A 24638-nucleotide genomic window follows, 5' to 3' on the forward strand; every position below is an offset into this window, starting at 1 on the left:
GAGTTTAATTTACTAGTTCTGTTATATCAATACCTTTTCTAAGTTTCTTTAATCTTTTTTTCACGCTCTCACGTTCTAAAAAACGAGGTAATTCTGGCTTTTTCAATACGTTTCTATAAACAAGTTCATTAATTAATTCTATGTGAGTGATATTAAATTTACCGGTGTATAAATTTTCTAGATTACCACCGTTTTTCAAATACTCCATTAAATCGATCAAGCCTGCCAGATAAACAGCATCTTTAGTAAGACCTCCACCTCTGTAGACTCGCATTGATATATAATAAGCAATGCGGTTACTAAAACTGTACTTGTCACAAAGTAAATTAAATGTTTCTATAAAATTTGACCCATTCACCATAGATTCTACCGCAATAACTCTTCCTGCCAATAATCTCAATCTGTTAATTGTTAATCCACCAACTAAATATTCTGCAATAACCGCAAGACCTTCCTGTAATTGGTCATAGCCCTCAAAACCTTCATACATTTGCTTTAAAGGTTGTCTTTTACCATTACAGTACGTTAAAATATGTGTACCAACCTCATGTTGTATCAAAGCATCACAGCGGTCTTTATCTAAATCAACTTCCTTATTGATCAATAATTTTGATTTTGACACCATGATTCCTGCCACGTCATCCCTAATTTCTAAAGATAAGTTCATATCGGGAAATCGAGTGTTGTAGTAATCCAACTCTATTTGGGCATGTGCTGCAAATTGCTTACAATTAAAACGCTCGAGACTTTTTTTATTTTCTCTCTTCGGAAATGTCTTCAATATATGCTTCGCTTGGGCCAAAACTTTCTTTTTGATTACTCCGTATAAACTCTCTCCAACAAAACGGAAGTTCTTCGTCCCACGCTCTTCTAACATGGTCAACTGTTTTTCTATTTCCAGACGTTTTCCGCGGAGAATAAAAGCAATCGTTGGATCATCCACTTCGTCTATAGGAATATTATAGAGCTTTCGTTTTTCTTGCTCGGGATCTAGAGCGATGAGCCTGTATTTGAAATTAGGCATCTTTTTAAATTCGTTCTTCTTAAAATTGATCCATTCTTCGTTACTGTTAACAGGTGTGGTTCTTAGCAAAAATGACATACCTTCACTAATTTGAGCTAGTTGCGTATCTGCCTCCATAGTTATGGCATCGATATTGGTTTTACCGAGCATTAAAAAGTTTTCAAAACTATCGGTCGTTTGTACTCTAATAAACTCAAAGACCGCACGTTTTATAGTTTCAGAAAAAACCGAATAAAACTCCCGGAAAAACAACGAGAACAATTCATTGGTCTCTCTGTTTCTATATAAAACAGGAATTTTCAAACCTATGACCAACGTCCCCTTCTTTTTAGATTCGTCCACATTTAATAAAGGTTTTAAATGTTCGGGATGTCTTGCAACCGTATCTTTTACCTTCACTGTAATGCTTGGGTAAAAATCCTTTAATTCTGCAAATCCTTGTTTTAAAGCCTTGATTGTGCCTGGTGCTTTACCTTTAGGACATGAGATTTGGAATTTTTTATTGTTTGTGGCAGTTTTGGGAATACACTCCAAAATTAAAAAGGTATCAAATTCTTTAGACATGATTAACCTAATAGCCTCCAATAAATGAGAAATATCTACGCGCTCGTCAACAATAAGATAAGATGCTTGTGTCTTCAAAACTCTTGAGAAATAAACATCTGGCTCATTAAACCTATATACACAAATAAAGGGTAGCATTTTATCAATATGTAAAACACTATTATTTGGCAGTTCTTGATTTATAGGTTTTTTCTCTGCAAGTTGTTCGCAGATTTGGGTGATAATATCTGCTTTAATATGGTATGTTGTGTTTGTCATTTCTATGAATGTCTTTTATAAAAAGCATTAGAATGCTCCTTTAATCGAGATTGTAATTGTGTTCTAACCGTTGATACAATTTCTGGGTAGATCACTTGGCTCAACTCATCACAATAGATTTTTGCGATTTCTGTTGCCAAAACTAATGTGTTTTGAAAATTTTGCGTGATGTATTTTAAAAAATAACCATTACCCTGAAAGGTATCGTTTACTAAAGCTGTCGATTTTATGTGCTCCGGAAATTTTATCTCACTCAAACGCTGTCTCCATGACTCAATATCATTTCCAAATCTATTATTATCTATGTTTGATGTGCCCAAATTCCAAGTGGGCACTTCCCTATCCCAACGTTTCCAGTTATAACTGTGCATATCGTAAACAATCACAACTCCAAATTTCTCTTCCAGTTTTGATATGAGTGCATGTGTAACCTTGTAAAAATTGGCGTGCTTCTCTAAACTCTTATTTTTATGTTCTTCGGAAAGTGGCTTGTGCCACAGCTTCTTTCCCCAAGCTGTGGCAAAAACTGCATTTTCGGGATCTCTATTAAGGTCATATTCAAAACGGGAATCACAACCAGCAATTACAATAGGATTTGAATGTACCATGTTTTTGGTTTCAGGATCCTCTTCATACCAACGCTCATATTGAGTATGTATACAATTATCCCATAGCTCTTTTCTAAATTGATGTCCGTCATGTACAGCTGCACAGGCATAATGTACATAATCATCAATTTTAATGGTTAATGAATAGTCCTCAGCAACCGCATGAAATTTCTCTTCTTTTTTTATTTTAGAAACGATATCTTCAATTGATAATTTTTGCATCATTTAGCTTAATATTTTCTTTAGTAAATTGTATGTTGCCAATTCCATTTGATCCATCTCTCCATCTGCAAACGCCATCAATTTAATATCTGCGAACAAATCGTCCAAATTGTTATTATAGGTGCTTTCATGCTTTACACCATCAACAATTTTATTGAGACTTTGATAGTCGTTATCTGCATCAAACTCCTCTTTTATATGAAGATAAGTATCAATATCTACACGAGATAAGATATAATTATGTTCTTTTTTTGTCTCTTCCAAATCAGAGTGTGCAACATAAAGTAAGGTGTATGCTACCAATTCCTGTTTTGTCCATTTATGTTTTTCCATAGTTATTGTTTTAAAGTACCATATTCTGTCCAAGAGCCATCGTAAACCGATAAATTGCCATAATCGCAAACGGTTGCTCCCAATGCTAAAATACATGCGGTTATTCCTGATCCGCAAGAAAAGGTTAAAGATTTATTATTGATGTTGTATTCATTAAAGATACGATTTAGATCTTCTCTTGTTCTTAAACAATGTCCATCAAATAATCTGGTATAGGGCAAATTTTTTGAATTTGGTATAGTCCCGCTTCTCAATCCTTCCCTTGGTTCTGCTTCAAGACCATTAAATCTTGGCTCTGATCTAGCATCGATTATCATACAGGATCTATCATCTATGAGTTGTAAGATATCATCAAAATAGCGCATATATTTAGGTTTATACTGCGCTATAAAATTTCCTGATTTAATATTTTCTTCGGAAATAGTCTCATGAACAGTTTTATAGCCCAAGCGTTTCCACTCTGGAAAACCTCCATCTAAAACTGCAACATTTTCAAAACCAAATGTCTTGAATAACCACCAAGCTCTTGCGCTTGAGTAAATCCCTTTAGTGTCGTAAATTATAATTTTAGAATCTGTATTGATTCCTAAATTTCTGGATTCCTTTTGAAATTGACTTTCCGAAGGAATAGTTGTTGGAAATTTTGCAGCGGAATCACTAAACTTTCCTTTTAAATCAAAATATCTCGTTTTTGGGATCCATTCTTCCGAAGAAAAAGAATGAGCATCTGAAACTTTTTTTATCGTCGCATCTAAAACTACAAGCCCTTCATTATCCAAATTCTCATTAAGCCATTTGGCTGAAACGAGATTTGAAATCGCATGCTGCGATCTTTCATTAAGCATCTTGAACGGTTTTGCGCAATCTTGTACGCCTATCAAACGCTTGTAATTGATCTATGACCTTGCTCTCTAGAAAGTCAATAACACGTTCTTCAACTTTTAATTTGGTTTTATATACTTTGTTCATATATGTTATGCCTCCTGGAGACATGACGTTAACTTCTACCAATTTGCCTCCAATGACATCAATGCCAACAAAATAAAGTCCGTCTTTTACCAATTTGGGTCCTATTTGTTTACAAAGCGCTTTTTCTTCTTTATTAAGTGTATGCTTTTGTATGGATCCTCCTGCTGATACATTTGATCGATGATCATCAGATCCTGGTACGCGTCTCATAGCGCCAACAGGTTCACCGTTTAACAGTAAAATTCTAATGTCTCCTTGATCTGCTCCTTCGATATAATCTTGAAGAATTACATAATTTGAACTCCCATCACTACCCGTAATATAAAAATCCAATAAGGATTTAATATTGCTCATTGCAGATTTCTCAATCAAGATCACCCCAGAACCTCCAAAACCGTTTAATGGCTTTAAAATCATTTTATCTGCTTTGGAATCTTTAATCTGCTGCACCAAATACTCTTTATTTTTAGATACGTGTGTATTAGGTATAATATTACTGTGTGCATCACCAAAAGCTGCTGTATACAATTTGTTATTTGCTTCTCGCATACCTTGAAGGGAATTCACAATAAACACATCATCCTTTACCGAATCTAGAAAGTTTAGCATAATAGGATCTAATGGCGGATTTGCTCTAAAAAAAATAGCATCAAAACCAGCAAGTGGCAGCATTTCCTCCCTAAGTTTTGCCTTATTATAAAACGCCTTTAGTGTAGACGGAACTTTTTCCATACGATTGATGACCGTACAAAAAGCATTCGTCACACTATCTCTAATTGTTAAATTTGCTGGCGTACACATTGCAACACCATGATCACGTTTTACACATTCTTTAATTAAGGCTAAGCTTGTATCGTTTTCTGCATCGATTTGTTCCCAAGGGTACATTATAAAGCAAATATTCATCTAATTTGTTTTTTGTTAGTGTTTTAAAGTTAAAAATTAATTCACAATTTTTAAAACTTGTTATGAATCTAAGTCAAATGTTTCTGACGGATTCTCGTGTTCATGATAATCTAACATGTTTTCACCATCTGCAATGATTGAACAAACTGTTGCGTCTCCAGTGACATTAACAACGGTTCTAAACATATCTAAAATTCTATCTACTGGAAAAATTATGGCTATCCAAGCTGGATTTAATCCTACAGAATCCAAAACAATAATTAACATTACCAAACCAGCACTTGGCACAGCTGCTGAACCAATAGAGGCTAAAGTTGCTGTTAAAACCACAGTAATTTGTTGCCCTACCGTCAAATCTATCATATGCATTTGAGCCAAAAATATAACTGCGACTGCTTGATACAAACTTGTACCATCCATATTAACCGTTGCTCCAATTGGCAATACAAAACTGCTTATTTTTTTATTGACACCAAGATTTTGCTCTACACATTCCATTGTAACAGGTAATGTTGCTGCACTACTTGATGTAGAAAAAGCTAATGTTTGTGCAGGACTCATCGCTTTAAAAAACCCTTTGTATGGAATTTTCTTTACAAAAAGTTTCAAAATTACCGGATAGATAATAAAAATCATCATTAATAATCCTGCCAATACTGTTAAAGAATACCAGCTTAAGCCTTTGAAAATCTCAACAACCTTCCCTATATCATCACCTGCCATTTTTGATACGACGCCAGCTAATAAAGCAAACACAAAAAATGGAGCAGCCTGCATGACAATATCAACCATTTTTAAGAACACTTCATTTATACCATCAACGAGATTTAAAACGGGTCTAGCTTTTTCCGTAGGAACAAAAAGAAGGCAAACGCCAAAGAATACCGCAAAAAATATAATTTGGAGCATTAACCCGTTATTTGAAAGCGAATAGAAAAAATTACTTGGCACGATATCTACCAAAGGTTGCAATGGCGTGGTCTCTTTCTTGCTTTTCACAGTTTCCATTTTATCGTCAACAGCAGCTTCTCTGAGCTCACTTTTTGATAATTCTGAAATTTCCTGAGCACGTTCAAAAAATTCTGGATCTTGTAAATAGTTAACACCGTCCTTTATTTCGTAACCTTGGGAGTCTGCCCAAATCTCATAACTGATACGGTTATCTATCCTACTTTGCTCATCGATTAATTTTCCTGGACCAGCAACATTTACTAGCAACAATCCCAAAGAAATCGCCATAATGGTAGTAATCAAATAAATACCTAGCGTCTTGCCTCCCATTCTTCCGAGACTTTTTGGATCTCCAATATTTGCAACACCACTAATGATAGAAAACAACACCAAGGGAACAGCTATTAGTTTTAAAAGATTGATAAAAATCGTACCGAAAGGATCAATCCAATCAATCGTGAATTCACTCCATCCCAATGAGCTTGATAACAACGCCCAAATGATACCGAGTACCATTCCTATTATAATTTTCCAGTGTAGTGCTAGTTTTTTCATAAGCTATTGCTTTCCGTAGAGATGTTTCCGAAGAAACATTTATTTATTTACTATTATTTATACATTTTATTTAGAAGAAAAAAGTCTGCAATCACCAACGCAGCCATAGCTTCAACAATTGGGATCGCTCTAGGCACAACGCAAGGATCGTGACGACCTTTGCCCTGCATTTCAACAATTTCTCCTCCACTATTTAAAGCATCTTGTTTTTGAATTACCGTTGCTACTGGTTTAAAAGCGACCCTAAAATAAATATCCATACCATTACTGATACCTCCTTGGATACCTCCCGAAAGGTTTGTTTTAGTTGTACCATCTTCATTAAACAAATCGTTGTGATCTGTACCTTTCATTCGTGCGCCACAAAATCCGCTTCCGTATTCAAACCCTTTCACCGCATTTATGGAGAGCATGGCTTTTCCTAACTCTGCGTGCAATTTATCAAATACAGGTTCGCCCAAACCAATGGGTACATTTTGTAGTACACAGGTAATCGTACCACCAATGGTATCGCCTTCTTTTTTGATGGTTTTAATTTTTTCAATCATCTGTTTTGCAGTGGCTTCATCTGGGCAACGTACAGCATTACTTTCAGTCTTTGAAAAATCAAGATCCTGGTAGGGTTTCTCTAAAAAGAGATCACCAACAGAAGATGTGTAGGCATTTATTTTCACTTCGGAAATGAGCTGTTTTGCAATAGCTCCAGCTACTACTCTACATGCAGTCTCTCTTGCAGAACTTCGTCCACCACCGCGATAATCACGCACACCATATTTTTTTTCATAAGTATAATCTGCGTGACTAGGTCTATAGATATCTTTGATATGCGAATAATCCTTTGATTTTTGGTTGGTGTTTTTAATAACAAAACCGATTGGAGTTCCTGTGGTTTGGCCTTCAAAAATTCCTGAAAGAAACTCAACAGCATCAGGCTCCTTACGTTGTGTAACTATTTTTGACTGGCCAGGTTTGCGACGGTCCATTTCGTTTTGGATAGCGTCAAAATCCAGCTTGATTCCTGGAGGACAACCATCTATAATACCACCAATTGCTGTGCCATGCGACTCACCAAAAGTGGTTAATTTGAAAATATTTCCGAAGGAATTTCCTGCCATAAACTAAGATTTTACGCTAATGTACTTGTAAAAATAGAGAAACAAAAACAGAAATCCATAAAGCATAGGATTTGAAACCATAAATCTCATAACAATTGCTTAACAATTTGCTGATTGTTTGTTAATTAAGAAAATTTCCGAAGTAAAAAACATATTAATTTCTTTGCTACCTAAACTATGTAGTCCAATTGAAATCTAAGCGCAAAGTAGAAGTTGTTGTTATTTCAGACGTGCATCTTGGCACTTATGGCTGTCACGCCAAACAACTACTCACTTATCTTAATAGTATAGCTCCAAAAAAATTAATTTTAAATGGCGATATTATTGATATTTGGCAGTTTAAGAAAAGCTACTTCCCTAAATCCCATTTGAGAGTTATCAAAAAAATCATGGATATGGCTGCTAATGGTGTTGAAATCATCTACATTACTGGAAATCACGACGAAATGCTTAGGAAATTTAGCGACACTACCATTGGTAATATCTCTGTTGTTGACAAAGTTGTTTTAGAAATAGATGGGAAAAGGGCTTGGATTTTTCATGGAGATGTTTTTGATGTATCCATCCAAAATGCTAAATGGCTAGCAAAATTAGGTGGTTATGGCTATGACCTTTTAATTTTACTTAACCGTTTTGTGAATTGGTGGCTGGAACGAATGGGAAGGGAAAAATACTCGCTATCCAAAAAAATCAAAAATAGCGTCAAAGGAGCTATTAAATATATTAATGATTTTGAGAAAGTTGCGACAGATCTTGCCATCGAAAAAGGGTACGATTTTGTGATTTGTGGACATATACATCAACCAAAGATGACGACAGTAGAAAACAAATATGGCTCTACTACCTATCTAAATTCTGGAGATTGGATTGAGAATTTTACAGCTTTAGAATACCAATTCAAACGCTGGAAACTTTACAATTACGATCAAGATAAACTACGCGCCTTCTATGCAGATCAAGATATAAAAGATATGGAGGTCAAAGACCTAATTGCTGCTATAACCGTAATCGAGCAAAAGAAAAAAAAGTCTAAATCATTAAATTAGAGCTCGTCTAAGTATGGTTATTGGATGTAATGCTTCACGTGAGGTACCATCTTTAATTTGATGCCTGCAACTTGTCCCGTTTGCAGAAATTTGAACATCATCATGTGCGCTTCTAATTGCTGGAAATAATGTTTGCTCGCCAATTTGCATGCTCACCTCATAATGTTCTTTTTCATAACCAAAACTACCAGCCATACCACAACAACCGCTTGGTATTATCGTTACTTTATAATTTTTAGGAAGATTCAATACCGCAAAGCTTGACGATTGGTTCGCCAAAGCCTTTTGATGGCAATGTCCATGAAATTTGATTGTTTTTTCTGCGGAAGTAAATTGCTCTGGCTTGATATTACCCAGTTTTATTTCATTTTCTATAAATTCTTCTATCAAAAAGGTATGAGCTGCGATTTTTTCTGCGGAAGATTTATTATCTGCCAACCTCAAATATTCATCTTTAAACGTCAAAATTGCTGAAGGCTCAATACCTATCAAAGGCTTGTCTTCTGAAATGAGACCCTCAAAAGCCGATACATTCTCGTTTGCAAAATGTTTAGCTTTTTCCAATAGCCCTTTTGATAAAAATGAACGACCAGATTCCGAATGGGTGATTAAGTTCACCTTATAATTTAAAGCCTTTAAAAGCTCTAATGCGTCAACACCAATCGAAGTATCCAAATGATTGGTAAACTCATCGTTGAACAAATACAATTCTTTTATATAATCATCTGTATCTAATTTATTTTTAGACGATTGAAACACTTTATCTAAACTTTTATTTGAAATTAAAGGCAAGCTTCTTTGTTTCGCTATTCCGAAGGTATTTTTCAAGAAAGCAGACGAGACACTATTAGAAAACAGAAAGTTTGTGAGTTTAGGAATTTTACTTCCGAAGCTATTTAAACTATTATTATAAGCAAACAATTTAGTACGCCAAGAAACACCATTCGTCTTTTGGTATTGGTACTGAAATTCTGCCTTTAAACTCGCTACATCCACACTACTTGGGCATTCAGTTGCGCAAGCCTTGCAACTAAGGCATAAATCAAAAACCTGCTTTAATTCTTCGTGATCAAATTTATTTGGCTTAGTCGATGTTGTCAAAAATTCACGCAGCGCATTGGCTCTCGCTCTTGTGGTATCCTTTTCGTTTCTGGTTGCGCGATAGCTTGGGCACATTGTACCACCAAACTCTGGCAACTTCCTGCAATCACCAGAACCATTGCATTTTTCGGCTTCCCGAAGAATACCCAAAGAGGATGAAAAATCTAAAAGCGTCTTTACCTCAGGCTCCACTCTATCTGGCTGATAGCGTAGCGATTTATCCATTGGATAAGCATCTACAATTTTGCCAGGATTAAATATGTTTTGTGGGTCAAATTTAGATTTTATCCGTTTCAGAATTTCGTAATTATCATCTCCAATCATCATGGGAATGAACTCTGCGCGCACAATGCCATCACCATGCTCACCGCTCATCGACCCGTTATAGTGTTTTACCAAATGCGCCACATCTGTAGTTATCTTTCGAAACAAAATAACGTCTGCTTTCTTTTTTAAATTCAAAATTGGTCTTAAATGCAGCTCTCCAGCTCCAGCGTGCGCATAGTACACTGGTTTTTGATTGTAGGTTTCCATCAAGTTTGAAAAATCCTTTATATAACCTGACAAATCACTTAAAGCGACTGCAGTATCCTCGATGCAAGCAGCAGTTTTTTCATCACCAATCATGTTTCCCAATAAACCCAAACCAGCTTTTCGCAACTCGTTAGCTTTATCAATATCATCACCAACAAGTAATGGATACGCATAGCTTAGATTTGAGATCTGTAAGTCTGTTTGGAGATTTTTAGCTTGTTTTTGCAAATCCTCTTTTTCATTGGATTTGAGTTCACAAATCAATATTGCCTTAGGATCTCCTTGTATAAATTGCCTGTTCTTTTCTTGGTTTTTGTTATGCTTTGTTAGGTCCAAAATGGTTTTATCTATCATTTCACAAGCATATAAATCATGCTTCATCGTAAACGCGACCGCATTCATACAGTTATCTATACTGCTGAAATGTGCTACAACCATCACACTTTCCACAGGAGGCAAATCGTCTAGCTGTAACGTAATTTGAGTCGTTAACGCTAGTGTTCCCTCACTACCTGTAAGTAGTTTACACATATTAAATTCCGTTTTTTCTTCGGAAAATATGCTGGTTTTAATTAATTCGTCAATAGCGTAACCTGTGTTTCTGCGGTGTATTTCAGGTTTTGGGAAATTTGATATTATTTGTTGCTGGACGCTTTCCGGAGACAATTCAGAAAAAATACTTCTGTAGATTTCCCCTTCTAAATTATCGAGTTTTGTTTTATGCTGAAATTCTTCCGAAGACAAATTTTTAAAAACCACTTCACTTCCATCGCTCAAAATGGCTCGAAGTTCTAAAACTTTGTCCCTAGTAACGCCATATTTTATGGATGTGGTACCTGATGAATTATTTCCAACCATACCTCCAATCATACATCTATTTGAGGTTGATGTATTTGGCCCAAAAAATAAATTGAATGGTTTTAAGTAATTATTGAGTTCATCTCTTACGACTCCTGGTTGCACTGTGACCGTTTTCGAAACCTCATTGACATCTAATATTTTTGTAAAATATTTGGAGACGTCAACAACGATCCCTTCACCAACACATTGTCCTGCTAACGATGTTCCCGCTGCACGAGGAATCAACGATGTTTCGTACTCTTTTGAGAACGCTATTAATTGTTTTAAATCACTTTTTGTTTTAGGAATCGCGACCGCTAAAGGCATCATGCGATACACTGAAGCATCTGTCGCATACAACGTTTTCATTAAATCATCATAATATAACTCGCCTTCTATATTTAGTTTTAAATCACGAAGTCCAGATCCTGTATTATTTTCCATGTTGAATGAGTTCATAATTTGATTAATAACGCCACAAATTTTTCTTAAAATTATAATTTCGTATTCAATTTTAACATAGTTTTGTCGTTATAATTTTTACAGCTTATAGGCTGTAATATAACTTAAATTTAAAATTCTAAATTATGAAAAGAATACTTTTAGTAGCTATTGCTTTTATTGGATTTACAACTTTATCTAATGCGCAGGATATTTCGGATAACGCGATTGGTCTTCGTTTAGGTGATAGTGATGGTTTTGGAGCTGAGATTTCTTACCAAAGAGGTCTTGGAGATAACAATCGTGTTGAAATTGATTTAGGCCTAAGAAGCGGTAATGGTTATGATGGCTTTAAACTTGCTGGTATCTACCAATGGGTTTGGAATATTGAAGGTGGCTTTAACTGGTACGCAGGTGTTGGTGGAGGTGTTGGATCATACAGCTTTGACAAACCTTTTAATGACAATAATGATGACAGCGAAACTTTTTTCTTTGCTGCTGGTGACATTGGTATTGAGTACAATTTTGATTTCCCTTTACAATTATCACTTGATGCTAGACCTGAATTAGGTTTTGGTGATTTTAGAGATGATTTGGATTTTGATATCGCACTAGGGATTAGATACAGATTCTAACTATAGAGAACAATTTAATTAAAGCTACTTCATTTGAAGTAGCTTTTTTTTTTACAAATACCGTTCTCTAATAATCTCGCAATGGTGATTCTCATGACCAATTATAATAAACGCCACAGCTCTTGGAGATAAATTACTGCTGCTTGCAATTCCTATTTCTGTAAGCATTTCTAAAGAAAAACTTTCAAACAACATAATACTTGCCAGCCTTACAGCTTTATATTCGTTCATTAAACTAATTATCGATCTGTCGCTTGCATTGCAGGAAAGAACATATTGATCTTGGTCATATCCTGGAAATAATGTTTTATCCTTTCTCGCGATACACAAAGCCCTATAGGCAAAAACGCGCTCTGTATCAATTAAATGCTGGATAATCTCCTTGATGGTCCATTTATCTTTTTCGTATCTATAGTCTAATTTATCTTCTGGAATAGACTCCAAAAAAGCTATAGTAACATCTCCATTTTCCTTTAAACCTTTTGAAATACTCGCATCTCCAGCTTTTTGAATATATTGCTGGTAATATGGGTTGTACTCGTTGATTGATAAATCTTCTTTTGTCATAATCAAATTTTAAAAATTAAAAGTAATAAAAAACCCTTCAATACCATTGTAATGAAGGGTTAACTTATACTATATCAATATTTTTATAGTTCGTTAAAAATCGTATGCATTAGACGTTTTTTATCGTTAATACTCTCTTCAAGACTAATCATGGTTTCTGTTCTATAGATGCCCTCAATATCATCTAACATAAAAATAATGTCTTTTGCGTGAGATGTATTTTTAGCTCTCACCTTGCAGAAAATATTAAATTTACCAGTTGTAATGTGAGCAACTGTTACATAGGGAATCTCTTGTATACGCTCTAAAACAAATTTAGTTTGAGACGTGTTATTTAAAAACACACCAACATATGCAATAAAAGAATATCCTAACTTTAAATAATCTAATGTTAAAGAAGACCCACGAATTATTCCTGCCTCTTCCATTTTCTTTACCCTAACATGAACTGTACCAGCAGAAATCACTAATTTTTTAGCAATATCAGTGAAAGGAATTCTAGTATTATCAATCAACATATCTAATATTTGGTGATCAATCTCGTCTAATTTAAACTTTGCCATTTTTAATTATTATTAAATTTAAAGCAAAAATAAAGCATTTTCTTTAAAGAAAATGTACTAAAACCCTATTATTTTATAATAATAATGAGAATTTTTCATTATTTATCATTACGAAATCGATTTCGTTCCCCTCCATTATCAATTTGTTATCATCATCAAATACCTCATTTCCATTAGCATCAATCTCTTTGTGACCAAAATTTAGATTTAAGTCAGATATTTTTTCAATTTTAGGTACAAATTTTATGCTTTCGTCCACCAGCTTTTCTAAATATTGAATGGCAACATCACCTCTTTTTGAATTCCTTATTATGATATCATAAAAAAGTTTGTCGTTATTCGGAATCTCAAAATAAGATCCATAAGCATCTCCCGTAATATCATGTTTTGCAATAAAATTAATCGAGACCAATAACGACTGAAATATATAAAATCTCACCAATTCCCTATCATAATCATTATCAAAGTGACCAGCCTCGAATAAAATTGTTGGCACATTTGCAGATTGAAATGTATCACCAACACAATTAATATTAAAACCATCATCGTAAATACCGACCTGATTTTTTATTTGTTGCTGTAGGTTTTTATTCATTACCCCAATAATCTCCATTGCTTTTTTTCGTGTTGCAGTCACAGAACGCTCTTTATCCTGAGAAGGAGCCAAAAAAGAAACCGTAGCCACGTTATTTGAGCTACCTGCGCTAAATATTGTGCGCTGACCGTGAAGATTAAAACAAAAATCAGGATCAAAATCATCAAAAACCTTTCGTAAAATCAAACTTTCTGGCTGGGTCAAATCCTGGGCATCTCTATTTAAATCCACATTATTGGCATTCAATCGGGTGTAAGCTTTTGCTCCGTCAGGATTTAGAATAGGAATAATTTTTACTGTACAGCGCTTTAAAATTGTATCTGATATTTCATTCTTTTCGGAAATGAGATTTAATAAGTCAAAAATAGCTTTTGTAGTTGTGCTTTCGTTGCCATGCATTTGCGACCACATTAATATTTTCTTTTCACCAGAACCAAAAGTGACAGTATGAACCGGAAGTCTATTTACAGACTCACCAACTTTCTCGACAATGCATTTTTTATCTAATTTTTTAAGCAGATGCTCAATGTGTTCATAATGAATGTAGCGCCCAAAAAGTGACGATTCTTTTGATGAACTAAATAGCGATTTTAAAAATTCTATTTGCATGGATTTGTATTGAATATTACAAAGGTAAACAATTGATAATTTACAAATGTAAACACTGAATTACCTGTTAAATTAACGCAATTAGTTACATTTGTATACGAATGTACTTCAGGCTTAAATTACGAATTGAAAATAATGCAATGTATTTTAAAATTTAATATCAAATAATTTATAATCAGTAATATACTTATATTTATATAAATCTATAATTTAATATAATAAATCTTATTCAACATTGTTTTGCACTATTTCAAACAATATGTTTACATTTGTAACGTTACAAAATCACAGTTTACAAGTTTACAATGATAAACAACGAGCAATTTACAAAACGACTTCAAAAAGTCATCGATTTTTATGGTGAATCAGCTTCTTCTTTTGCTGAAAAAATAGGTGTGCAGCGCTCAAGTATTTCACACATTTTATCGGGTAGAAATAAGCCAAGTCTAGATTTTGTTTTGAAAGTGCTTTCCTCCTTTCCCGAAGTAGAATTGTATTGGTTGATGAACGGAAAGGGACAATTTCCTTCTGCGAAGGATGAACATAAAGTTGAAAAATTTTCTGAAGCTAAAAAGATCGATAATCCAAAAAAGGAAGAGGTTTCGAATTCTCATGTTTCCGAAGAAAAAAAGATTGAGCGCATCGTGATTTTTTATACCGATGGTAGTTTTAAGAATTTTGAACAGTAAATTCTATTTTTTAAATGTGTTCATCATAATTTGAATATTTGTAATAATTAGTAAGCGGTTTCGTAATTTTGCATAAAATAAATACTATGCGTCGCCTCATCCTAATTCTCACACCTTTGATTTTCTTAAATTGCTATGAAGTAAAAAGAGATTGTGCCAGTTTTAAGACTGGAACCTTTGAATTTACCTACACTGTTAATGGCATAGAAAAAAAAGGGACTTTTGTGCGTACAAAAGATTATAATATCGATTATTACGAGAACAAGATTGACTCTGCCTCTATTAGGTGGATTAATGATTGTGAGTTTATTCAGAAGAAAATAAACCCAAAAAGTCAAAGCGAAGAGAAAGCGATCCATATGAAAATCCTGAGCACCTCTCAAGATTCCTATACGTTTGAATACCAATTGGCAGCAAAAGATGCTTACAAAAAGAAACGTGTTGAGAGAGGAACAGCAAGAAAAATTAAATAGATATGTTAGAATTTTTATTATCGGGTGATGCTATTTTAGCTTTATTAACCTTAACTTTTTTAGAAATCATTCTAGGTATAGACAATATTGTTTTTATCTCTATTGCTGCAAACAAATTACCTGAAAACCAAAGGGGCAAAGCCACTAATATTGGATTGTTACTAGCCATGGTACAGCGTATTATCTTGCTGTTTTTTGTATCTTTTTTAGTGGGATTATCAAAACCATTTTACAGCTTGGAAACAAGCTGGATCGAACTTCATATTAGTTGGCAAGCAATCATTTTGTTTGCTGGTGGATTATTTTTAATATACAAAAGTACCTCTGAGATTAGAGAAAAGGCAACGCATCCAAATCATGATGAAGATGAAATGAAGGGAAAGAAAATCAAATCTCTTTCAAACGCAATTGTTCAAATTGTTATTATTGATTTTATTTTTTCAATAGATTCTATTCTTACTGCTGTTGGGATGACCAACGGATTGCATCCCAACCATAACTATACTTTGATTTTAATGATTATTGCAGTAATGATCTCTATAGGTATTATGATAGGTTTTGCTAACCCAATTCGTAAATTTATCAACAACAACCCTAGTATTCAAATGTTAGGACTAGCCTTTTTAATCTTAATTGGCTTTATGTTGATTACTGAAGCTGCTCACCTATCACATACCGCATTTTTTGGAAATAAAGTAGGTGCAATACCTAAAGGCTATCTTTATTTTGCAATTGCGTTCTCATTGTTTGTAGAGTTTCTTAATTATAAGATCAGTAAAAAAATGAAATGAGATATTACAAATGATATATCAATTAGAATTGATATTAATCCATTACAAACTTAAATCCTGCAGATATAATATTTGCACTTAAAGTGTTATCCCTATCGTACAGTGTGTATTTTAAGTCGATGCTTTTAAGTCCTAATTTCCAAATATGAAATTTTGTAAAAATGTCTGTGTAAGATGCCCCAAAGCTAAATTGATTCGCAGAATACTTAGATAAATCATAATCTGAGGTGTAAAACTCTTCTGTAGACAAATGACCTTCGTACACATCAAAATAATCTGCTGCTGTTTGATTGTAAAATCTATATGATGGATATAATGTAAATTTATCTGTAATTTTAATAGGCACTTCTACACTTGCTGTATGCGATTTAATTCCCCAATCATCTGTATAATAGCGATAAAATGTTCTTACAACAAAGGTTTCATTTATGTAATAATTTAATCGACCACCTACAGCAATTTTAAACCTTGTATCTTGTAAGCGCTCAACATCATCTGCTAACTGAAAATCCTCAATAAACGAGTCTGCAATATCACTAAAATATACTCTTTGAAACGGAGTTGAGAGCAAACCCTCCTGCTGCACTAAATCTAATGCCAATGAACCTTGCAATTTTTTAGATAAAATTTGCGAAAAGCCAAAACCTATGGCATAAGTATTTCTTCCCTCATTATCAAAAAATGTGAAATTAGGATTATAATTCGTATTACCAGTAATCGTGTATTGAGAAAACAAATTACTATCTAACCCTGCCCCTCCCTGTTCAAAAGGTCTTAATTCGGTTGGATAAATAGCGTTCCAAGTATCAATAAAGATATTTCCATTAATGCTGATTTCGGTATTCTTTTCATTGAAGAGTTTGGTATAACTACCACCAGCTCCAACCGAGAAATAATCATATTCCGCAGAGACTGAAACTTTTGCAGACCAGATATCATTTCTATCATCGGAACTATGACTGAAAGAACCTGTTAAATTCGACCATAAATCAGATGCTGAGGCTCCAGAACTCGCAACAAAAGGATCTGCAGGACTGCTTCCATCAAAAGGGCCAACATTACTTGACGATGCAGAGGTGTATGCTGAAACTCCTGCATCAATCGTCAAAATATCATCATCATTTAAGGGGATGGATACAATAAATGTTGCGGTAACATCTGTTAACTCTTCTGTACCTATACCTCCACTTACAGCAGCATTATCACCATCTTGGGAATAATAACTCGATAAAAAGTCAACTTCTGTTGATTCTAAAACTCTTTTTTTATAAACTTGAGTAGAATCTTGTGTTTGTCCGATAACAAACTGTATGGATAATAAAGCGATAACTAATAAACTTATTTGTTTCAAATTATATTTTTTAAATAATTAGTTGCAACCGCAACCACCTCCAGTTTTTCCTCCATTAGCTCCAGATGCTGCTTCTCTGTAAGAGTGTGCAGTTGAAATATTTCGGTCAGATTTTTTATCTGCCAACACCATATCTGGATCATTTAAGTTCACTTTTTCGTACTCTTTCACCGCTACACATGATGTCGCCAATGACAAAACCATGATTAATACTATTATTTGCTTGATCATATTTTATTGATTTCAATATTGTTAGACGTAAATAGATCTCCTTTTTCGTCAATTATTATACATTCTATATTTGGTAACTGATTAATTCTATTTAAGCCAACCTCTTTGCCCATTACAAAAACAGATGTTGCCAAAGCATCTGCCAGTTCTGCTTTTGGAGCAAAAACAGTAACACTTATAAGCCCAGAAGAAGGATAACCAGTTCTGGGATCAATAATGTGTGTATATCTTATACCATTAAAAGTGACTTGTTTTTCATAATTACCAGAAGTCACAACAGCTCCATTTGTAATTGGTAACAATGCAAATGCTTTATTTTTGTTTAACGGATTGGTAATTGCCACTTTCCATTCTTCACCATTAACCTGTTTTCCCCAGGTATTCATATCGCCAGAAGCATTTATAATTCCTGAAACGACTCCTTTTTCGATTAAAAGTGATTTAGCTTTATCTGCTGCATAACCCTTACCAATGGCTCCAAAACCGATTTTCATTTCTTTTTTCCGAAGAAAAACCGAAGAATTAGCAACATCAAGCACTATATTTTGATAGCCTACTTTTTCTACGGAAGCTTTTATGGTTTCTTCGGAAGGCATCTCTTTCATACTCCCATCAAACTTCCAAATCTTATCCATTGAAGCGTATGAAATATCAAAAGCACCATCTGTTAATTTAGAGATTGAAATCGCTCTAGCGATTAAATCAAAAAGCTCTTTATCAACAACCACTGGCTTTATACCAGCATTTCTATTGATTTCTGAAGTCTGTGAATTTGGGTCCCAAGAAGAAATCAATTTTTCTATTCTTGTAATTTCTGAAACTGCTATATCAATATCTACATTTGCTTGCGTTGTATCTTTTGCCACAACTGTGATATCAAATCTACTTCCCATAAGTTTTAAAGTTCGCTTATGGGTAATTTGCGCACTTACTTGAGCACAAATCAATAAAACAAGCAAGTGGATTGAAAAGACTTTCACGATCACTTTTATTTAAATGATTCTAATATTTTTATGTACTCTTTGGGAGATGATTTTTTATAACCGGTAGATCCCAAAACGTTTCCATTTTCATCTAAAACAACAACGTAAGGGAAATATCCGTTTTTATTGTAAGCCTCTGCCAATTTATCATTATGTGCTTGTTGATCAACAGATAATGCATTTTTTTTTCTCTTCGGAAAATCTGCTTTAAGCATAACAAAATGATTTTTGGAATATGTTTTAAACTCTTCAGTATCCCAAATTTCTTTGTCTAATTTGATGCAAGGTGCGCACCAGTCTGATCCCTGAAAAACTAAAATTATATTTAGATCATCATTTTTGGCATTTTTTTTTGCCATTTCGAAATCTGTAAGCCAATTTTGAGAGAATCCTGTTACAGAAATTAATAAAAACAAAACAAGAAGTCCTTTTTTCATAATAAATCTATTTTCTATTCAAAGTAAACGCTAAATCGACTTAAAACTTACCTTTACTAAGTTAAAATACTATTAAATTAATAGTCATATCTTTTGTATTCTTCAGAAGTATTAAAATAAAGTGACTTGTCCTTTGTCATCAATATCCAAATCGTCATCATCCTCATTATTTGATGAAGTTGATTTGTTTTTATTCACTTCGGAAATTGAGCTTTTTTCAGTGTCCTCGGTTTCGCCTTCAACAGTCTCGTCAACTACTTCAATTTCTTCTGCTGGCACCTCTTCAGGCTCTTCATGAGGTAAAGGGTCTAATAAGCTCACTTGGTTTATTTTATCTTTAGTTAATTGGTTACCTAAAGCAGTAATCCCTTTAATTGCAATAAATTCTTCAAGATTTACCGTTTCGTTTTCCTTACGGTCTTTACCACGCTCCTTTTTATATTCAATCTCTGCCATTGGCTTCCAATCTGTAGATACGATTTCCAGTTGGGAATCTGGATGTTCAGAAATGAATAATTCTTCTTTACCTTCATTATCTATTAAGAAACGTTTCACATAATACATTTCCTTTTCTCCATTATAATAGATTACAGATATTGGTTTTTTAGGAATCCATTTTTCTAAAACAATCATGTCATCATCAAAATGTGTCGTTAGCTCTGGTAAAATTGTTTTTACAACACCAGACTGTAAAATAATTAGCAATCGGTCTTCTCCTCTAAACTCTCCTATTAAATCACCTCTTTCATCAACATTAAGTCGTTGAACTGTATCGTCAAACCATATTTTACGAGGTTTTAAAGTAGAAACCCCTTTTTCCTTAAGTTCGATTTTTTTAACTGGATGTTTTGTGACTCGGTTTCCTTTTGATGTTCGTCCCTTAATCAAGACCTCAGCAAAATCCAAATCCCATTTTAATTTTTTAATACTTCCAACTTGACGCAGATAAATTGTAATAACCTCTGCTTCTCCATTAGGATTCGCAGAAAAATACCATAGCTTAGAACCTTTGGTGCCATTGGTCAAATCGTATTCTTTATCCCTTGTCATTGATGTCACCGCAAAACGCTTAACATAAGTCGCTCCTTTAGAGCCATCACGATAAATCATATTATAAATTGTACGCTTGTCTTTCTTTTTAAAGACTGCAACATGAATAATATCCTTGCCAATAAAGGTTTTGCTATCTACTTTGGTCACCATCATTTTACCATCGTTGGTAAATACGATAATGTCATCAATGTCACTGCAATCACAAACATATTCATCTCTTTTAAGAGAGGTGCCAATAAAACCTTCGGCTCTGTTGACATAAAGTTTAGTGTTTCTAATAATCACTTTTGTTGCATCAACATCTTCAAAAGCTCTTAACTCTGTCTTGCGTTCTCTTCCTGCTCCATAATCTTTTTTGAGACGTTGAAAATAAGCAATCGCATATGCAATTAAGTTTGCCAAGTGATGTTTCACCTCAGCAATTTGATCTTCTAAAGCGTCAATTTTTTGTTGGGCCTTATCGATATCAAATTTAGAAATACGTTTTATCCTAATTTCGGTAAGTCTTGTAATGTCATCAACTGTAATCTCACGTTTTAAGTGCTTGATGTGTGGTTGTAGACCTTTATCAATTGCATTGATTACGCCATCCCAAGTTTCTTCTTCCTCAATATCTCGATAGATTCGTTTTTCAATAAAAATTCGCTCAAGAGATGCGAAATGCCATTGTTCTTCAAACTCGCCTAATTTAATTTCCAATTCACTTTTAAGTAGCTCAACTGTATGGTCTGTTGAGCGTCTCAACATTTCGGTTACGCCCACAAATAGGGGTTTATTATCTTCAATCACACATCCTAAAGGTGATATTGAAGACTCACAATTTGTGAATGCATAGAGTGCATCAATGGTTTTGTCTGGAGAAATTCCGCCAGGTAAATGCACTAATATTTCTACATCTGCAGCAGTGTTATCTTCAATTTTTTTAATCTTAATTTTCCCTTTATCGTTCGCTTTTAGGATAGAATCAATTAATGAAGAGGTATTTGTTCCGAAGGGAATTTCAGTAATAACTAGCGTGTTTTTATCTAATTGTGAGATCTTGGCGCGAACTCTTACTTTTCCACCTCTTAATCCGTCATTATAATTAGAGATATCTGCAATACCTGCTGTCGGGAAATCGGGGTAAATGGTAAAACGTTTTCCGTTGAGATGCTTTACAGAGGCATCTATAAGCTCTATAAAATTATGAGGTAGTATTTTAGTTGACAAACCTACAGCAATTCCTTCTCCTCCTTGCGCCAAAAGCAAAGGAAACATCACAGGAAGATTTACTGGTTCTTTACGCCTGCCATCATAACTTGCTTGCCACTCTGTAATTTTGGGATTATACACCACATCCAAACCAAATTTAGAAATACGAGCCTCGATATATCTCGATGCTGCTGCGCTATCTCCCGTTAGAATATTTCCCCAGTTACCTTGTGTGTCAATCAACAAATCTTTTTGGCCAATTTGTACCATGGCATCTGCAATACTTGCATCTCCATGCGGATGATACTGCATCGTATGACCAACAATGTTCGCCACTTTATTGTAACGACCATCGTCTAGATCTTTCATAGAATGCATGATACGTCGTTGTACGGGTTTAAAACCGTCTTCTATAGCTGGCACTGCACGTTCTAAAATCACATAAGAAGCGTAATCAAGAAACCAATCTTTATACATACCAGTAACTCTGGTAATGCTTTCTTGCGGTTCGTCTTGATTTTCTATAAAATCCGTTTTGTCTTCACTCATTAATCTATTCTGATTTTCTATTCATTTTAATCATTTTATTCAATGATTGTTTAATATACCGTCTCTTTTTTTTTGTTACCAATGTCACATTAAAGGTATGCTTTTTGGTCTTTCCCTTTCTATCTTTTATATAGAAGGTTAATGTTTTATAAAAAAAGTAGTTCTTAAATTTATAGGCAGAGAAATTCTTTTTATCAAATTCTAAAATGTTTTCCCTGTAATTTATCTTGTCTGAAAGTAATAAACCTTTGTTTCTAACAACGACTTTAACTCCGTCACTATCATATTCAAAATATTTAGAAATATAGTGAACAATAAAAAATAAGGCAGCAAAAGTTATTATTATGGCAATTGATATCAATAAAAGATTTGAATTCTCATTAGTAAACGTTTTGAAAACAGCTAAAAATGATACTGCAGAAACAATCAAAATGAAATAAATTGATACGATCGTATTTTTAACTTTTGAATTATCGATTCTCATTATTCCTCAATGATATCTAATTCAACTTTTAAATTATCAATAATAAATTCCTGACGTGTTGGTGTGTTTTTTCCCATATAGAAAGACAACAACTCCTCTATAGACATATCTTTATCCAACATTACTGGATCTAATCTAATATCTTCACCAATAAAATGAACAAACTCATCTGGAGAAATTTCTCCTAGACCTTTAAATCGTGTAATTTCTGGTTTAGGTTTTAATTTCTCAATGGCGTCCCTTCTTTCTTCTTCGGAATAACAATAGATCGTCTCCTTTTTATTACGCACCCTAAACAATGGGGTTTGTAAAATATACAAATGACCTTCTTTAATCACTTCTGGAAAAAACTGAAGAAAAAATGTAATCAACAATAACCTAATGTGCATCCCATCAACATCTGCATCTGTGGCTATAACGACATTGTTGTAGCGCAAATCTTCCATTGAATCTTCAATGTTCAATGCTGCTTGAAGCAAATTAAATTCTTCATTTTCATAGACTATTTTTTTGCTCAAACCATAGCAATTTAAAGGTTTTCCCTTTAAACTGAAAACCGCCTGGGTGTTGACATCCCTAGATTTTGTAATACTACCAGATGCGGAATCTCCCTCTGTTATAAACAATGTAGTCTCAAGATTACGTTCGTTTTTTGTATCACCAAAATGAACTCTGCAATCTCTTAATTTTTTATTGTGAAGACTGGCTTTTTTAGCCCTGTCCTTTGCCAATTTTCTAATTCCTGAAAGTTCTTTACGCTCGCGTTCTGCCTGCAGGATCTTACGCTGGATTTTTTCCGCAGCAATAGGATTCTTATGTAAATAATTATCGAGATAGCGCTTTAAAAAATCATTGATATACGTTCGTACGGTAGGCAATTCACCTCCCATATCTGTAGAACCAAGTTTTGTTTTCGTCTGACTTTCAAAAACGGGCTCCATGACCTTTATCGAAATCGCAGATACGACAGATTTCCTAATATCAGACGCTTCGTAGTTTTTTCCGTAGAAATCACGAATGGTTTTGACCAATGCTTCTCTATAGGCTGCTAGATGTGTTCCTCCTTGGGTTGTGTTCTGACCGTTTACAAAACTGTGATATTCTTCGCTATATTGTGTTTTACTGTGTGTTAACGCTACTTCAATGTCTTCTCCTTTGAGATGGATGATGTCGTAAAGGCGATCGCTTTCATTAATATTATCTGATAATAAATCTTTAAGTCCATTTTCACTAAAATATTTCTCACCGTTAAAAACAATGGTTAATCCGGGATTTAAATACACATAGTTTTTGAGCATTTTGGAGACATACTCGTTTCGGTACTTGTAATTTTTAAAAATGGCTTCGTCTGGTATGAAAGAGACTTTTGTTCCTTTTCTTCGGGATGTATCGTCGAGCAATTCTTCGTGGGTAAGGTTTCCTTGCTCAAATTCCGCAGAAGCCGATTTACCATCTCTTGTAGATTCTACTCTAAAATAATTGGATAATGCATTTACCGCTTTGGTACCAACACCATTTAAACCTACCGATTTTTTAAACGCTCGAGAATCGTACTTTCCACCCGTGTTCATCTTAGAAACGACATCTACCACTTTCCCTAACGGGATACCACGACCATAATCTCTTACAATCACTTTATTGCCTTGAATGGAAATCTCTATCGTTTTCCCTGCTCCCATGACGTATTCGTCAATAGAATTGTCAAGTACTTCTTTAACAAGAATATAAATCCCGTCATCTGGAGATGAGCCATCACCCAATTTACCAATATACATACCTGGACGCATACGAATGTGTTCTTTCCAATCGAGCGAGCGTATGTTTTCTTCGGTATATTTGGTTTCTTGAGACATAAATAAGTGAATAATTTAGATAGTACGCTAATATAACATAAGGTATCAAAAAATGAAATAGGGTTTGTATAAAGTAATTAACAATAAATGCCCAATATTGTTGATTACCTAACCTTT

23 protein-coding genes are annotated in these 24638 nt (G+C 34.2%); 5 read left to right on the top strand and 18 right to left on the bottom strand.

Annotation, left to right across the window (positions count from 1 at the left end; all coding sequences use genetic code 11):
- Window positions 1-4: 4 nt before the first annotated feature.
- The 7 genes from GQ40_RS05235 to aroC are packed head-to-tail and all read right to left on the bottom strand — an operon-like array spanning window position 5 to window position 7505.
- Entirely contained in the window at window positions 5-1846 is a 1842-nt protein-coding gene (locus tag GQ40_RS05235; RefSeq protein ID WP_052184156.1) for a flavohemoglobin expression-modulating QEGLA motif protein, read from the bottom strand.
- A gap of 2 nt (window positions 1847-1848) precedes the next feature.
- Window positions 1849-2676 carry an N-formylglutamate amidohydrolase gene (locus GQ40_RS05240; RefSeq protein WP_047551513.1) on the bottom strand — a complete coding sequence of 276 codons (828 nt, stop codon included), beginning with the start codon at window positions 2674-2676 and terminating at the stop codon, window positions 1849-1851.
- A gap of 3 nt (window positions 2677-2679) precedes the next feature.
- Entirely contained in the window at window positions 2680-3009 is a 330-nt protein-coding gene (locus GQ40_RS17040) for a hypothetical protein (RefSeq protein WP_052184157.1), read from the bottom strand.
- Between the two features lie 2 nt (window positions 3010-3011).
- Window positions 3012-3854, bottom strand: a complete 843-nt coding sequence (locus GQ40_RS05250) for a sulfurtransferase (protein ID WP_081990175.1) — start codon at window positions 3852-3854, stop codon at window positions 3012-3014.
- Window positions 3847-4884 (bottom strand): glutathione synthase, encoded by a 1038-nt coding sequence (gene gshB, locus GQ40_RS05255; protein WP_081990176.1) that lies wholly within the window; start codon window positions 4882-4884, stop codon window positions 3847-3849. The genes GQ40_RS05250 and gshB overlap by 8 nt, the downstream gene beginning before the upstream one ends.
- A gap of 60 nt (window positions 4885-4944) precedes the next feature.
- Entirely contained in the window at window positions 4945-6390 is a 1446-nt protein-coding gene (locus GQ40_RS05260; RefSeq protein WP_047546385.1) for a dicarboxylate/amino acid:cation symporter, read from the bottom strand.
- Between the two features lie 53 nt (window positions 6391-6443).
- Window positions 6444-7505: a chorismate synthase gene (aroC, locus tag GQ40_RS05265; protein WP_047546387.1), complete on the bottom strand. Its 1062-nt coding sequence runs from the start codon at window positions 7503-7505 to the stop codon at window positions 6444-6446.
- A gap of 188 nt (window positions 7506-7693) precedes the next feature.
- Between aroC and GQ40_RS05270 the strand changes: the two genes are divergently transcribed.
- Entirely contained in the window at window positions 7694-8551 is an 858-nt protein-coding gene (locus GQ40_RS05270; RefSeq protein WP_047546389.1) for a UDP-2,3-diacylglucosamine diphosphatase, read from the top strand.
- Here GQ40_RS05270 and GQ40_RS05275 read toward each other — a convergent pair.
- Window positions 8543-11485: an FAD-binding and (Fe-S)-binding domain-containing protein gene (locus GQ40_RS05275; protein WP_231565546.1), complete on the bottom strand. Its 2943-nt coding sequence runs from the start codon at window positions 11483-11485 to the stop codon at window positions 8543-8545. The genes GQ40_RS05270 and GQ40_RS05275 overlap by 9 nt on opposite strands.
- A gap of 128 nt (window positions 11486-11613) precedes the next feature.
- Between GQ40_RS05275 and GQ40_RS05280 the strand changes: the two genes are divergently transcribed.
- Window positions 11614-12102, top strand: a complete 489-nt coding sequence (locus GQ40_RS05280; protein ID WP_047546393.1) for a hypothetical protein — start codon at window positions 11614-11616, stop codon at window positions 12100-12102.
- A gap of 51 nt (window positions 12103-12153) precedes the next feature.
- Here the strand turns inward: GQ40_RS05280 and GQ40_RS05285 are convergent, their stop codons facing one another.
- The 3 genes from GQ40_RS05285 to GQ40_RS05295 form a co-directional block, all read right to left on the bottom strand.
- Complete coding sequence (locus GQ40_RS05285) at window positions 12154-12669, bottom strand: DinB family protein (protein ID WP_047546395.1); 516 nt, start codon at window positions 12667-12669, stop codon at window positions 12154-12156.
- Between the two features lie 83 nt (window positions 12670-12752).
- Window positions 12753-13232 carry an Lrp/AsnC family transcriptional regulator gene (locus tag GQ40_RS05290; RefSeq protein ID WP_047546397.1) on the bottom strand — a complete coding sequence of 160 codons (480 nt, stop codon included), beginning with the start codon at window positions 13230-13232 and terminating at the stop codon, window positions 12753-12755.
- 73 nt (window positions 13233-13305) lie between these two features.
- A complete protein-coding gene (locus GQ40_RS05295; protein ID WP_047546399.1) occupies window positions 13306-14436 on the bottom strand; it encodes a M14 family zinc carboxypeptidase in 1131 nt (376 codons plus the stop codon).
- 305 nt (window positions 14437-14741) lie between these two features.
- On the opposite strand from GQ40_RS05295, the gene GQ40_RS05300 reads away from it, so the two are divergent.
- The 3 genes from GQ40_RS05300 (at window position 14742) to GQ40_RS05310 (ending at window position 16389) form a co-directional block, all read left to right on the top strand.
- Complete coding sequence (locus tag GQ40_RS05300; protein WP_047546401.1) at window positions 14742-15125, top strand: helix-turn-helix domain-containing protein; 384 nt, start codon at window positions 14742-14744, stop codon at window positions 15123-15125.
- Between the two features lie 86 nt (window positions 15126-15211).
- Complete coding sequence (locus GQ40_RS05305) at window positions 15212-15598, top strand: hypothetical protein (protein ID WP_047546404.1); 387 nt, start codon at window positions 15212-15214, stop codon at window positions 15596-15598.
- Between the two features lie 2 nt (window positions 15599-15600).
- Window positions 15601-16389, top strand: a complete 789-nt coding sequence (locus GQ40_RS05310) for a TerC family protein (protein ID WP_047546407.1) — start codon at window positions 15601-15603, stop codon at window positions 16387-16389.
- A gap of 34 nt (window positions 16390-16423) precedes the next feature.
- Here the strand turns inward: GQ40_RS05310 and GQ40_RS05315 are convergent, their stop codons facing one another.
- The 7 genes from GQ40_RS05315 to GQ40_RS05345 all read right to left on the bottom strand — a co-directional run bounded on the left by GQ40_RS05315 (window position 16424) and on the right by GQ40_RS05345 (window position 24521).
- A complete protein-coding gene (locus tag GQ40_RS05315; RefSeq protein WP_047546409.1) occupies window positions 16424-17740 on the bottom strand; it encodes a DUF3570 domain-containing protein in 1317 nt (438 codons plus the stop codon).
- A gap of 18 nt (window positions 17741-17758) precedes the next feature.
- The gene (locus GQ40_RS05320; RefSeq protein ID WP_047546411.1) at window positions 17759-17971 is read right to left on the bottom strand and encodes a DUF4266 domain-containing protein; all 213 of its coding nucleotides are present in this window, start codon (window positions 17969-17971) and stop codon (window positions 17759-17761) included.
- Window positions 17968-18936, bottom strand: coding sequence for an FAD:protein FMN transferase (locus tag GQ40_RS05325; protein WP_410523952.1), 969 nt, complete (start codon window positions 18934-18936; stop codon window positions 17968-17970). Before GQ40_RS05325 ends, GQ40_RS05320 begins: the two co-directional genes overlap by 4 nt.
- 23 nt (window positions 18937-18959) lie before the next feature.
- Window positions 18960-19391 (bottom strand): thioredoxin family protein, encoded by a 432-nt coding sequence (locus GQ40_RS05330; RefSeq protein WP_047546413.1) that lies wholly within the window; start codon window positions 19389-19391, stop codon window positions 18960-18962.
- A 111-nt stretch (window positions 19392-19502) separates the two neighbouring features.
- The gene (locus GQ40_RS05335) at window positions 19503-22184 is read right to left on the bottom strand and encodes a DNA gyrase/topoisomerase IV subunit A (protein ID WP_047546415.1); all 2682 of its coding nucleotides are present in this window, start codon (window positions 22182-22184) and stop codon (window positions 19503-19505) included.
- 4 nt (window positions 22185-22188) lie between these two features.
- The gene (locus tag GQ40_RS05340; RefSeq protein ID WP_047546416.1) at window positions 22189-22668 is read right to left on the bottom strand and encodes a hypothetical protein; all 480 of its coding nucleotides are present in this window, start codon (window positions 22666-22668) and stop codon (window positions 22189-22191) included.
- Window positions 22668-24521, bottom strand: a complete 1854-nt coding sequence (locus GQ40_RS05345; protein ID WP_047546418.1) for a DNA topoisomerase IV subunit B — start codon at window positions 24519-24521, stop codon at window positions 22668-22670. The genes GQ40_RS05340 and GQ40_RS05345 overlap by 1 nt, the downstream gene beginning before the upstream one ends.
- Window positions 24522-24638: the final 117 nt, after the last annotated feature.

Source organism: Psychroserpens sp. Hel_I_66 (assembly GCF_000799465.1).
In the GTDB taxonomy this organism is placed as follows: Bacteria; Bacteroidota; Bacteroidia; order Flavobacteriales; family Flavobacteriaceae; genus Psychroserpens.

Coding starts and splice junctions, on each gene's coding strand:
- GQ40_RS05235 (WP_052184156.1), bottom strand. CDS start 1,846: ATGACAAACACAACATACCATATTAAAGCAGATATTATCACCCAAATC.
- GQ40_RS05240 (WP_047551513.1), bottom strand. CDS start 2,676: ATGCAAAAATTATCAATTGAAGATATCGTTTCTAAAATAAAAAAAGAA.
- GQ40_RS17040 (WP_052184157.1), bottom strand. CDS start 3,009: ATGGAAAAACATAAATGGACAAAACAGGAATTGGTAGCATACACCTTA.
- GQ40_RS05250 (WP_081990175.1), bottom strand. CDS start 3,854: ATGCTTAATGAAAGATCGCAGCATGCGATTTCAAATCTCGTTTCAGCC.
- gshB (WP_081990176.1), bottom strand. CDS start 4,884: ATGAATATTTGCTTTATAATGTACCCTTGGGAACAAATCGATGCAGAA.
- GQ40_RS05260 (WP_047546385.1), bottom strand. CDS start 6,390: ATGAAAAAACTAGCACTACACTGGAAAATTATAATAGGAATGGTACTC.
- aroC (WP_047546387.1), bottom strand. CDS start 7,505: ATGGCAGGAAATTCCTTCGGAAATATTTTCAAATTAACCACTTTTGGT.
- GQ40_RS05275 (WP_231565546.1), bottom strand. CDS start 11,485: ATGAACTCATTCAACATGGAAAATAATACAGGATCTGGACTTCGTGAT.
- GQ40_RS05280 (WP_047546393.1), top strand. CDS start 11,614: ATGAAAAGAATACTTTTAGTAGCTATTGCTTTTATTGGATTTACAACT.
- GQ40_RS05285 (WP_047546395.1), bottom strand. CDS start 12,669: ATGACAAAAGAAGATTTATCAATCAACGAGTACAACCCATATTACCAG.
- GQ40_RS05290 (WP_047546397.1), bottom strand. CDS start 13,232: ATGGCAAAGTTTAAATTAGACGAGATTGATCACCAAATATTAGATATG.
- GQ40_RS05295 (WP_047546399.1), bottom strand. CDS start 14,436: ATGCAAATAGAATTTTTAAAATCGCTATTTAGTTCATCAAAAGAATCG.
- GQ40_RS05300 (WP_047546401.1), top strand. CDS start 14,742: ATGATAAACAACGAGCAATTTACAAAACGACTTCAAAAAGTCATCGAT.
- GQ40_RS05305 (WP_047546404.1), top strand. CDS start 15,212: ATGCGTCGCCTCATCCTAATTCTCACACCTTTGATTTTCTTAAATTGC.
- GQ40_RS05310 (WP_047546407.1), top strand. CDS start 15,601: ATGTTAGAATTTTTATTATCGGGTGATGCTATTTTAGCTTTATTAACC.
- GQ40_RS05320 (WP_047546411.1), bottom strand. CDS start 17,971: ATGATCAAGCAAATAATAGTATTAATCATGGTTTTGTCATTGGCGACA.
- GQ40_RS05330 (WP_047546413.1), bottom strand. CDS start 19,391: ATGAAAAAAGGACTTCTTGTTTTGTTTTTATTAATTTCTGTAACAGGA.
- GQ40_RS05335 (WP_047546415.1), bottom strand. CDS start 22,184: ATGAGTGAAGACAAAACGGATTTTATAGAAAATCAAGACGAACCGCAA.
- GQ40_RS05340 (WP_047546416.1), bottom strand. CDS start 22,668: ATGAGAATCGATAATTCAAAAGTTAAAAATACGATCGTATCAATTTAT.
- GQ40_RS05345 (WP_047546418.1), bottom strand. CDS start 24,521: ATGTCTCAAGAAACCAAATATACCGAAGAAAACATACGCTCGCTCGAT.